Origin of the sequence: Roseovarius sp. (assembly GCF_040219995.1) — a bacterium.
GTDB lineage: Bacteria > Pseudomonadota > Alphaproteobacteria > Rhodobacterales > Rhodobacteraceae > Roseovarius.
This window is the reverse complement of the sequence record NZ_JAVJUC010000035.1, coordinates 54,734-64,510: the sequence shown is the minus strand read 5'-3', so window position 1 is coordinate 64,510 and position 9,777 is coordinate 54,734. Positions and strand designations below refer to the sequence as shown.

Here is a 9,777-nt window from a genome sequence, read left to right as displayed (position 1 = left end):
CGGCACCTTCGGTGCGTTTCGCGCGGGATGCGGCAACGGCAGCTCAAGGCCCAAATTTCTCTTTCTGCAACCTCACCTACCCCCGCTCCAGAAACCGGATCACGGTGTCGCCATAGCGCCGCTCTTCAATCAGGCGCAGGCCGTCGGGCGGGGTGATCGGGGCGCTTTCCTCCCAGACGATCAGCGCCGCCTCGGCTACCCAGCCCCCGGCCAATGCCGCCGTCAGCGCCGCCTCGCCCAGCGCCTTGCCATAGGGCGGATCGAGGAACACCAGATCATGCGGGGTGCCGGGGTTTGCTCCCGGTTTGCGCGCGTCCAGAGGGACCACCCGGCACGCCGCCTCGGCCCGGCAGAGGCCGATATTCTGGCGCAGGAGGGACAGCGCCTTGCGCCCGCTCTCGATGAAGCTCACCCCTTCGGCCCCGCGTGACAGCGCCTCGAGCCCGAGTGCTCCGGTGCCCGCGAAAATATCGAGCACATGCGCCCCCGTCACCGGATCGCCATAGCCGCCCGCCAGCACGTTGAAGAGGCTCTCGCGCACCCGGTCGGAGGTGGGCCGCAAATGCGCCGCCGTATCGCCCTTGCCGACACTGGCGAGCGCCCGCCCGCGATGCGCGCCGCCGATGATCCTCACGGTTTCAAGAGCGGTTTGAGATCGGCCCCGGCATCGGCCACCAGGACCGGGTCGGCGGATTTCCCGGCATCGATCAGCCGCTTGCCCACCATATAGGCGCGCGGATCATTCATCGCGTCCACGGCCAGCAATTGATCGCCCCTGTAATACCAGAACGACATCGCCGCGCCGCCGTCGCGGGTCACGATCCGGTCATAGCCGCTGCTGAGCCCGGCGATCTGCAATTTCACATCGTATTGGTCTGACCAGAACCACGGCTGTGGCACGTAGTCCTGCGCGCAGCCCAGGATATTGCCCGCCACGCACTCGCCCATGTCGATGGCATTGGGTACGCTTTCCAACCTCAGCCGCCCGCCCTGATGCGGGAAGGACGCGCAATCGCCCACCGCCCAGATCGCCGGGTCCGAGGTGCGGCCCTGCGCATCGACGGCGATGCCGTTGTCGGTCTCCAGCCCGGCGGCCTCGGCAAGCCGCGTATCGGGCAGGATGCCGACCCCTACGATCACCATGTCCACGTCCAGTTCCGTGCCATCGCTGAGCCGCGCGCCGCTGACATGGCCGTCGCCCAAGAGACGATCCAGCCCGACGCCCTCGCGAATGTCCACGCCATGGCGGGTATGCAGCGCGCGGAAATAATCCGAGGTTTCCTTGGCGGCGACCCGTTGCAGGATACGCTCGGCCATCTCGACCAGAACCACCTGCATGCCGCGCGAGGCCGCCACCGCCGCCGCCTCGAGCCCGATATAGCCACCGCCGACGATCAGGACGCGCGCGCCCGGTCGAAACCCCGGGGCCATCGCGTCTACATCCGCGAGCGTACGCACCACATGCACGCCGCCCAGATCGCCGCCGATTGCAGCAGGCAGGCAGCGCGGCAGCGAGCCGGTGGCCAGCACGAGGTGCGCGTAGCCAAGCCGTTCCTCGCCCATCACCACCTCCTGCGCCGCCCGGTCGATGCCGGTCACGCGCAGACTGGTGCGCAAGTCGATTCCCGCCTCGGCGTAATAGCTTTCGGGCCGCAGGTAGAGCCGCTCCAGCGCCATGTCGCCCAACAGGTATTTCTTGGAGAGCGGCGGGCGCTGATAGGGCGGCACCGGCTCTTCGCCGATCAGGGTCACCGAGCCGTCATAGCCCTCGCTGCGCAGCTTCGCGACCAATGAGGCCCCCGCCTGCCCTGCCCCCACCACAACGACACCTGCCATCTTGATCTCCCGAGTTTCCCGTGGTCACCTGCCTACCATCCGCCTATATCTACATCCACACGCAATCCACCGGAACGACAAGGAGCGACCATGACCCTTTCCACTGGCGACAAACTGCCCGACGCAACCCTGCTGACATTGGGCGAGAACGGCCCCGAAGAGGTGGCGCTGAGCGCCAGGACCGCAGGCCGCAAGGTGGTGATCTTCGCCGTGCCCGGCGCCTACACGCCGACCTGTTCCGCAGCACATGTCCCCAGCTTCGTGCGCACCAAGGGAGACTTCGACGCCAAGGGCGTGGACGAGATCATCTGCGTCTCGGTCAACGATCCCTTCGTGTTGAACGCCTGGGGCGAGGCGACCGGCGCGAGCAAGGCGGGCATAACCATGCTCGGCGACCCGCAAAGCGCCTTTACCAAGGCGATCGGGATGGAGTTCGACGCGCCGCCAGCGGGCCTGCTGGCGCGCTCCAAGCGCTATGCGATGTATGTCGAGGACGGCACCGTCAAGGTGCTGCATGTCGAGGAAAGCCCCGGCACCTGCGAAGTGACCGCGGGCGAATCACTACTGGCTGAAATCTGACCCTGACACCGGGTGCGAGGGGTAAGGCCCCTCGCACGTTCCGGGAATTTTGCGGCCAGAAGAAATAACGCCCTGTTTCTTTATGGCCCAAATACTCGGAACGCGACGGCTCAGCCCACGAGCCCGTCAAACTTGCGCGCAAGCTTCACGTCGAGCGAACTGAGGCCATCCACGTCATGCGTTGTCAGTGTGATCTGAACCTTGTTGTAGACGTTGAACCATTCCGGGTGGTGATTCCATTTCTCGGCCCAGATCGCGGCGCGGGTCATGAAGCCGAAGGCCTCGGTGAAATCCCCGAACTTGAATTCCTTGTGGATCGCGTCGCGGCCCTCGACCATGCTCCAGCCGTTTTCCAGCAGCGGCTCCAGCGTCGTCTTGCGCGCGGTATCGCTCAGCTTGTCGCTCATTCTTGATCCTCCATCGTGGTTTTTCGGAACGGGCCATAGCCGGTGAGGATCTCGATATCCTCGTCCACGGCGGCGCGTTCGGCCTCCAGATATTGCGCGACGGCCTCGGCAAAGCCCGGGTCGCGCAGCCAGTGCAGCGAGTGCGTGGACACAGGCAAATAGCCGCGCGCCAGCTTGTGTTCGCCCTGCGCGCCAGCCTCTACCCTTTGCAATCCGTGATCAATGGCGAATTCCATGGCCTGATAGTAACAGAGTTCGAAATGCAGGCAGGGGTGCTCCTCGATGCAGCCCCAGTAGCGGCCATATAATGCCGACGCCCCGATCAGGTTCATCGCGCCCGCCACCGGCTGCCCGTCACGCAGGGCCAGCACCAGCAGGATATCGTCGCGCAGGGTCTCATGCGCGCGCTCGAAAAAACGGCGGGTGAGGTAGGGCGTGCCCCATTTGCGTGCGCCGGTGTCTTGGTAGAAGGTCCAGATCGCGTCCCAATGCTCCGGCTTTATCTGATCGCCAGTCAGCGCCACTATCTCGCCGCCGAAGGCTTGCGCGCGGGCGCGTTCCTTGCGGATGGTCTTGCGCTTGCGCGAGGACAGATCGGCGAGAAAGGCGTCGAAACCCTCGTAGCCGCGATTGATCCAGTGATATTGCTGCGTGCGGCGGGGCATCAGGCCAAGGGCTGCACCTGCCTCGGCCTCCGCCTCGGTGCAGAAAGTGACATGCAGCGAGGAAATCCCATTTCGTTCGGCCACCTGGCTGGCCCCTTCGATCAGCGCCGCGCGCCCCGCCGCCTCATATCCTGGCCGGGTGAGAAAGCGCCGCCCGGTCACCGGCGTGAACGGCACCGCCATCTGGAATTTTGGATAGTACCGCCCGCCCGCGCGCTCATAAGCATGCGCCCAGTTATGGTCGAAGATATATTCGCCCTGGCTGTGGGATTTGAGGTAGAGCGGCGCGCAGGCGATCACCTGCCCCGCCACCTCGGCGGTCATGTAATGCGGATGCCAGCCGCTGCCGGTGCCGACCGAGCGGCTATCCTCCAGCGCCTTGAGAAAACGGTGCGTTGTGAACGGGTCCTCGGGACGGCCATCTGCGGCCTCCGGGCAGGCACACCCGTCCCAGACCGCCGCCGGGATATCGGCGATCCGCTCGTGCAGGCTGATCGTGATCTCGCTGTCGCTCATGCTGTTGGCCCCGTGGCATGCCCGGCTCTATCTGGGCCGCGCGCGGCGCGGATCAAGCCGGGATGTCCGGCAGATAGCCCTCAAACGTGATGTTGTGGGCGACCGCGCGGGCGCGGGCCTCCACCTCGGGGCTGCGCACCGTCCAGCACAGGATTGCAGCGCCGTCTGCGCGCAACTCGGCCAGCCGGGGACTGTCCAGATCGTTCACATCATGGCTGACGAAGACCGCGCCGCTCGGGCCATAGTCCGCCACCGCGCGCAACCGCTCCCGGGTTTCGGCGCGCAGGAGCGGCCAATCCTCGGGGGTGTAGCCGCAGGTCACGATGCCGCGCGGGGTATCCGGGGCGAGCGCGGCCATCCGCAGCACCATATGCGGATTGAAGGACATCACCGCCACCGGCCCGCCATAGCCTGCAAGAGCCTGCGCCGTGGCCGTTTCCAGCGTGCCGCAGGTCTCGCCCATCTGGCCGTGCTGGTCCTTCAACTCGATCAGGAGCGGCACGCGGCCTGCCACGAGGCCGAGGATTTCGGGCAGGTCGGGAATGCCTTCCGCGCCGCCCTTGAGAGGGATCGCCGACAGATCGGCGGCATCGCGCTGGCGCACCGGACCCGTCTCGCCAGTCAGGCGGCCAAGGTCGTAGTCGTGAAACACCATCGCCTGCCCGTCGCGGCTGAGTTGCAGGTCGATCTCGATCCCGTAGCCCGCCGCAATCGCCGCTGTGATCCCGGCGCGCGAATTCTCGGGGCGGGCATCCTCAACATCATGCAGCCCGCGATGCGCCAGCGGCACGCGGCGAAAGACCTCTGGCAATGCGCTCATCTGATCTGGAACACCCCGTCAATCTCGACCGCGACACCGAAGGGCAGCGAGGGGGCCGAGACAGCGGCGCGGGCGTGCTTGCCCGCATCGCCCAACGCCTCGCCGATGAAATCCGAGGCACCGTTGATCACCGCCGGTTGCTGGGTGAAATCGGCGGTGGAGTTGACGAAGCCGGTGAGTTTCACCACCCGCACCAGCCGGTCGAGATCGCCGCCGCAGGCCGCCTTGACCTGTGCCAGAAGGGCGATCGCGCAGACCTTTGCGGCGGCGGCACCCGCCGCCACGTCCATGTCATGTCCGAGCTTGCCGGTGAGCAGCGTGTCGCCGTCCTTGGCGATCTGGCCCGAGACATAGAGCATGTCACCCGCCTGCACGTAAGGCACGTAATTGGCGGCGGGGGCCGGGGCCTCGGGCAGGGTCACGCCCATTTCGGCAAGCTTTTTCTCGAACTGGCTCATGTCACTTTCTCCCGTGTTGTGCTTGCGCCGAACGCTAGCGGCACTTGCCCGGGAAGGAAATCCAAAAATGCCCGCGATATCATCACGCTGCCGCAGGCGGTTGCGCGCGCTTGCCGATACCCGGACGCACCGATTTATGTGATCGCAATTCGCGGCACCTTAGGCTATTGGATAGGGTGGTTCAGGGTATGGACCGAGTCGCGACCGCTGTCTCCAATCTGCCACATCATCGTGATGTGACGTGTCGGCGTGGTGGGTTTGCCCCTGAAATCGATTATGTAACAGAGACTCATCTTCAATCTGCGGATATTACAGTGCTGCCAATCCCCGCCATCGTTACCCGTCGTATCGTCCAGTCATGCGCGCTGTGCGGTGTTCTTGTGCTTGCCGCCTGCGCGCAGCCCCCGGCCGATCAGGCCTCGCGCGGGACGTTCGATCCCTACGAGCAGGAAAACCGCAAGATACACCAGTTCAACCGAGGTCTGGATCGCGGCCTCGTGCGCCCGGTGGCCAAGGGCTATGATACGGCGATTCCCGACGATATCGAGAACGCCATCGTGCGCTTTGCGGTGAATACCTCGCTGCCCAGCGATATCGTCAATAACGTGCTGCAATTGAACATGCGCGGCGCGTTCCAGGATACCGCGCGGCTGCTGGTCAACACGACCGTTGGCCTTGGAGGGTTCTTTGATCCGGCGAGCGAGATGGGCATGCCCGCTGGCACCAACACAGATTTCGGTGAGACGCTGCACGTCTGGGGCGCGCGGGAAGGTGCCTATATTGAGTTGCCGCTGCTCGGACCCTCGACGACGCGCGACACCTCGGGCATCTTCGTGGACCTGTTCACCAATCCGCTGACCTATGTGATCGAAAGCCCCGAGAATCTGCTGATCACCGGGGCGGGCGTGGCCGCAGGCCTGTCGCGGCGCAGCAAGTTTTCGGACACCATAGATGCGATTCTCTACGAGAGCGCAGACAGTTACGCGCAGTCGCGTTCAATTTACCTGCAAAATCGCCGCTTCGAACTGGGCGGCACGGAGGGGAGCACCTATACTGATCCCTATGACAGTATCGCACCCACTGCCCCCACGTTGGAGGACCCCTATGACCAGTAACCCATCCCGTCGCCGCTTTGTCGTCTCCGGCCTCGCCCTCGCTGGCGCGGCGCTGGCACCGCTGCCGCTGCATGCGCTAACCGAGGCGCGGGCGCGCGCGCTTGTCGATCAGGTCGTGAGCGAGATCAACCGCGTGATCGCCTCGGGCAAGGGGCTATCCTCGATGATCCGCGATTTCGAACAGATCTTTTCGCGCCATGCCGATGTGAGCATCATTGCGCAATCCACGCTCGGGGCCGACGCCCGTCGGGCCTCCAGCGCGCAGATGCGCGCCTATACGGAAGCATTCCGTGGCTATGTCGCACGCAAATACGGCAAGCGGTTCAACGAGTTCAAGGGCGGGCGCATCGAGGTGAACGGCGTCACGCAGGTCAAGTCGTGGCACGAGGTGAAATCGACCGCCTATCTGCCCGGCGAGTCGCCCTTCGAGGTCAGCTTTCTGGTCTCGGACCGCTCCGGGCAGGACAAGTTCTTCGACATGATCATCGAGGGCATCAGCCTGCGCCTGAGCGAACGCACCGAGATCGGCGCGATGCTCGACCGGCGCAACGGCGACATCAATGCGCTGATCCAGGACCTCAAGCAGGCGGGCTGAACAACAGGCCCAATGGATGGATTTGAACGGCGTCCCCGGCGGGCGCCGTTTTCAGTTTCCGAAGATGCTGCGCAGGATGTTCTCGATCGGGTTGCCGCCTGCCACAGGGGCGCGGCGTTGCGGCGTGGGGGCCGGGTCGCGGCGCGGGGCGGGGCGCAGCATCGGCAGCGGCTTGGGCGGCACGCCCTCATGCACCCGCACCATCGTCTCGTGCCAGATCTCGGCCGGCAGGCCACCGCCGGTCACGCCGGTCAGCGGCGTGTTGTCGTCATAGCCCATCCAGACCCCGGCCACGTAATCGGCGGTGAACCCCAGAAACCATGCGTCGCGCGCGGCCTGCGTCGTGCCGGTCTTGCCCGCCGCCTCGCGGTCGGACAGTTTCGCGCGGCTGCCGGTGCCGCCATCGACGACGCGGCTCATCATGTAGATCAGTTCGCGCGCGGCCTTTTCCTGGATCACCCGTTCACCGATGCCGCCGCCTGCGCCCATCAGGGGCTCATCCTCGCCCAGCAGTTTCAACTCGGTGAGGCCATAGGGGATGACCGATGAGCCGCCATTGAGGATGCCGGCATAGGCGCCCGACATCTCGAGCAGCGTGCTCTCTGAGGCACCCAGCGCCAGTGCGGGACCAGCGGCCAGATCGCTTTCGATGCCGAAATCGCTGGCGACCTTGCGCACAAGGTCCCGGCCCACGGTCTCAGACACCTTGACCGCCGGGACGTTGAGCGACTGGCGCAGCGCCTCGGCCAAGGTCACCCGGCCATAATGCTTGCGCGTGTAGTTCTCGGGGCACCAGCGGCCCGAACCGGGCACGTCGAGGCAATAGGGTTCGTCCACAACCACCGAATCGTAGCTGTAGCCCAGTTCCAGTGCCGTGGCATAGACAAAGGGCTTGAACGCGGAACCGGTCTGACGGTTGGCCTGCGTTGCGCGGTTGAAGGCCCCGATCACCTTGGTCTTGCGCCCGCCCACCATGGCGCGCACCGCGCCATCCGCACCCATCACCACGATGGCGGCCTGCGCCTTGGAGCCGTCGCGCACCTTTTCGTCGAACACCGTCTTGAGCGCCTCCTCGGCGGCGCGTTGCAGGCGCTGATCGAGCGTGGTGCGAATGATCACATCCTCGGTCGTGTCGCGGGTGAAGAATTCCGGCCCCGAGGCCATCACCCAGTCGGCGAAGTAGCCGCCCGCCTGCCGCTGCGCAGCCTCGGACAATTCGGCGGGATTGGCGAGCGCCACGGCGGCGTCATTGGCGCTCAGATAGCCCTGCCGCCGCATCAGCCCGACCACGACCGAGGCCCGGTTTTGCGAGCGTTCGAGATTGGCGGTCGGTGCGAGCGTCGAGGGTGCCGTGAGAAGGCCTGCGATCATCGCCCCCTCGGCGGCGTTCAGCCTGGCCGCAGATTTGCCGAAATAACGCTGCGCCGCGGCCTCGGCCCCGTAGGCCCCGCCCCCGAGATAGGCGCGGTTGAGATAGACGGTCAGGATCTCGTTCTTGCTGTACTTGGCCTCCATCGCCATGGCATAGACCGCTTCCTTGGCCTTGCGCCATAGGGATGTGCGGCGGCAATCGGACACGTATGCGGCCTCGCTTTCCCATTCGCTCTCGTCATATTCGACGCCGAAGCAGAGCAATTTCGCGGTCTGTTGCGTGATCGTCGAGCCGCCATTGCCCGAGAGTGGCCCGCGCCCCTCGCGCAGGTTGATGCGCATGGCGCTGGCGATGCCGATGGGGTCGACGCCGGGATGCATGTAAAAGCGGCGATCCTCGGTGGCGATCACGGCGTTCTTGAGATGCGGGCTAATCGTCTCGGCGGTGACGACGCCGCCGAACTGGTCACCGCGCCAGGCGAACACCTGCCCTTCGCGATCCAGGAGCGTGACCGAGCCGCGCGCACGTCCGTCCATCAGCGCCTTGTATTCCGGCAGGGTCGTGTAGGTATAGGCCACGGCCAGTCCGACGACGATGGCCACAACCGCCGTCACCCGCCAGCCGATGGCCCAGAGCACGCGCAGCACCCAGCCGACGATGGCACGCACCATCCGCACCAACGGGTTGCGCGACCGCGACCGGCGCTGCGGCTTGCGCTTGGCGGTGGTGCGCCGCGTGGATTTCGGCTTGGCCGTCTTGCGGCTGCGCTTGGGGGCCACCAATGGCGGTTTGCGCCGTCCTGAATTGCTCATGCTTGCCCTGCCCGGCCATCGTTTGTTTGCGCCAGTTTATAGTGCGCGCTGCCAAATGTAGAGACCCAGCGCGCGGGCCGTAGCGTTTTCCATTTGCCTATTTATTGCGCATTATTTATTTTTTGCCTGCTTTTTGCACAACATGATCCGCCAAACGGGGCAAAATCCGCGCTTCTCCCTTCCAGACTCTCCCGTCAGCGCCTTTTCTGCACCTGCAAACAGCGCGCTGAGTGAGAGAAAACGGAAAGGGACCAACGTGAAACTCATCATTGCAACGATCAAGCCGTTCAAGCTCGAGGAGGTCCGCGAGGCGCTGACCGATATCGGGGTGCGCGGCATGATGGTCACCGAGATCAAGGGCTTCGGCTCTCAATCGGGCCATACCGAAATCTATCGCGGGGCAGAATACGCCGTGAACTTCGTGCCCAAGATCAAGCTCGAGATCGCGGTTTCTGCCGCGATGGCGGATCAGGTGGTGGAGGCCATCACCAAGGCCGCCCGCACCGGCAAGATCGGCGACGGCAAGATCTTCGTGCTCGACATCCAACAGGCCATGCGCGTGCGCACCGGCGAAACCAACGACGACGCGCTTTGAGCCGTAA

General features: G+C 65.0%; 11 protein-coding genes. 4 read left to right on the top strand and 7 right to left on the bottom strand.

The window, feature by feature from the left end; genetic code table 11:
• Positions 1-76: 76 nt before the first annotated feature.
• Both rsmD and RID11_RS15400 read right to left on the bottom strand, forming a co-directional pair.
• On the bottom strand, positions 77-634 hold the full coding sequence (gene rsmD / locus RID11_RS15405; RefSeq protein WP_350140754.1) for a 16S rRNA (guanine(966)-N(2))-methyltransferase RsmD: 558 nt from the start codon (positions 632-634) through the stop codon (positions 77-79).
• Positions 631-1,836: an NAD(P)/FAD-dependent oxidoreductase gene (locus RID11_RS15400; protein WP_350140752.1), complete on the bottom strand. Its 1,206-nt coding sequence runs from the start codon at positions 1,834-1,836 to the stop codon at positions 631-633. Before RID11_RS15400 ends, rsmD begins: the two co-directional genes overlap by 4 nt.
• 90 nt (positions 1,837-1,926) lie before the next feature.
• Here RID11_RS15400 and RID11_RS15395 point away from each other — a divergent pair, with 90 nt between their 5' ends.
• The gene (locus RID11_RS15395; RefSeq protein WP_350140750.1) at positions 1,927-2,415 is read left to right on the top strand and encodes a peroxiredoxin; all 489 of its coding nucleotides are present in this window, start codon (positions 1,927-1,929) and stop codon (positions 2,413-2,415) included.
• 110 nt (positions 2,416-2,525) lie between these two features.
• On the opposite strand, the gene RID11_RS15390 is transcribed toward RID11_RS15395, so the two are convergent.
• From RID11_RS15390 to RID11_RS15375, 4 genes are read right to left on the bottom strand one after another with little or no spacing between them, the layout of a single operon-like run.
• Positions 2,526-2,822, bottom strand: coding sequence for a 4a-hydroxytetrahydrobiopterin dehydratase (locus RID11_RS15390; protein ID WP_050664352.1), 297 nt, complete (start codon positions 2,820-2,822; stop codon positions 2,526-2,528).
• Positions 2,819-4,003: a GNAT family N-acetyltransferase gene (locus tag RID11_RS15385; RefSeq protein ID WP_350140748.1), complete on the bottom strand. Its 1,185-nt coding sequence runs from the start codon at positions 4,001-4,003 to the stop codon at positions 2,819-2,821. The genes RID11_RS15390 and RID11_RS15385 overlap by 4 nt, the downstream gene beginning before the upstream one ends.
• 52 nt (positions 4,004-4,055) lie before the next feature.
• Positions 4,056-4,823, bottom strand: coding sequence for a glycerophosphodiester phosphodiesterase family protein (locus RID11_RS15380; protein ID WP_350140746.1), 768 nt, complete (start codon positions 4,821-4,823; stop codon positions 4,056-4,058).
• On the bottom strand, positions 4,820-5,281 hold the full coding sequence (locus RID11_RS15375; RefSeq protein ID WP_350140744.1) for a RidA family protein: 462 nt from the start codon (positions 5,279-5,281) through the stop codon (positions 4,820-4,822). Before RID11_RS15375 ends, RID11_RS15380 begins: the two co-directional genes overlap by 4 nt.
• Before the next feature lie 314 nt (positions 5,282-5,595).
• Here RID11_RS15375 and RID11_RS15370 point away from each other — a divergent pair, with 314 nt between their 5' ends.
• Together RID11_RS15370 and RID11_RS15365 are read left to right on the top strand one after the other, a co-directional pair.
• A complete protein-coding gene (locus RID11_RS15370; RefSeq protein WP_350140742.1) occupies positions 5,596-6,396 on the top strand; it encodes an MlaA family lipoprotein in 801 nt (266 codons plus the stop codon).
• A complete protein-coding gene (locus tag RID11_RS15365) occupies positions 6,386-6,991 on the top strand; it encodes an MlaC/ttg2D family ABC transporter substrate-binding protein (RefSeq protein WP_074785881.1) in 606 nt (201 codons plus the stop codon). The genes RID11_RS15370 and RID11_RS15365 overlap by 11 nt, the downstream gene beginning before the upstream one ends.
• A 51-nt stretch (positions 6,992-7,042) precedes the next feature.
• Here RID11_RS15365 and RID11_RS15360 read toward each other — a convergent pair whose 3' ends face one another.
• Positions 7,043-9,175 (bottom strand): transglycosylase domain-containing protein, encoded by a 2,133-nt coding sequence (locus tag RID11_RS15360; RefSeq protein WP_350140739.1) that lies wholly within the window; start codon positions 9,173-9,175, stop codon positions 7,043-7,045.
• Positions 9,176-9,431: 256 nt separating this feature from the next.
• Here RID11_RS15360 and RID11_RS15355 point away from each other — a divergent pair, with 256 nt between their 5' ends.
• The gene (locus tag RID11_RS15355; RefSeq protein ID WP_074785879.1) at positions 9,432-9,770 is read left to right on the top strand and encodes a P-II family nitrogen regulator; all 339 of its coding nucleotides are present in this window, start codon (positions 9,432-9,434) and stop codon (positions 9,768-9,770) included.
• Positions 9,771-9,777: the final 7 nt, after the last annotated feature.

What these genes read in the sequence shown, in the direction of transcription:
- RID11_RS15400 (WP_350140752.1), bottom strand. Translation starts at nt 1,836, where the DNA reads ATGGCAGGTGTCGTTGTGGTGGGGGCAGGGCAGGCGGGGGCCTCATTG.
- RID11_RS15395 (WP_350140750.1), top strand. Translation starts at nt 1,927, where the DNA reads ATGACCCTTTCCACTGGCGACAAACTGCCCGACGCAACCCTGCTGACA.
- RID11_RS15390 (WP_050664352.1), bottom strand. Translation starts at nt 2,822, where the DNA reads ATGAGCGACAAGCTGAGCGATACCGCGCGCAAGACGACGCTGGAGCCG.
- RID11_RS15385 (WP_350140748.1), bottom strand. Translation starts at nt 4,003, where the DNA reads ATGAGCGACAGCGAGATCACGATCAGCCTGCACGAGCGGATCGCCGAT.
- RID11_RS15380 (WP_350140746.1), bottom strand. Translation starts at nt 4,823, where the DNA reads ATGAGCGCATTGCCAGAGGTCTTTCGCCGCGTGCCGCTGGCGCATCGC.
- RID11_RS15375 (WP_350140744.1), bottom strand. Translation starts at nt 5,281, where the DNA reads ATGAGCCAGTTCGAGAAAAAGCTTGCCGAAATGGGCGTGACCCTGCCC.
- RID11_RS15365 (WP_074785881.1), top strand. Translation starts at nt 6,386, where the DNA reads ATGACCAGTAACCCATCCCGTCGCCGCTTTGTCGTCTCCGGCCTCGCC.
- RID11_RS15360 (WP_350140739.1), bottom strand. Translation starts at nt 9,175, where the DNA reads ATGAGCAATTCAGGACGGCGCAAACCGCCATTGGTGGCCCCCAAGCGC.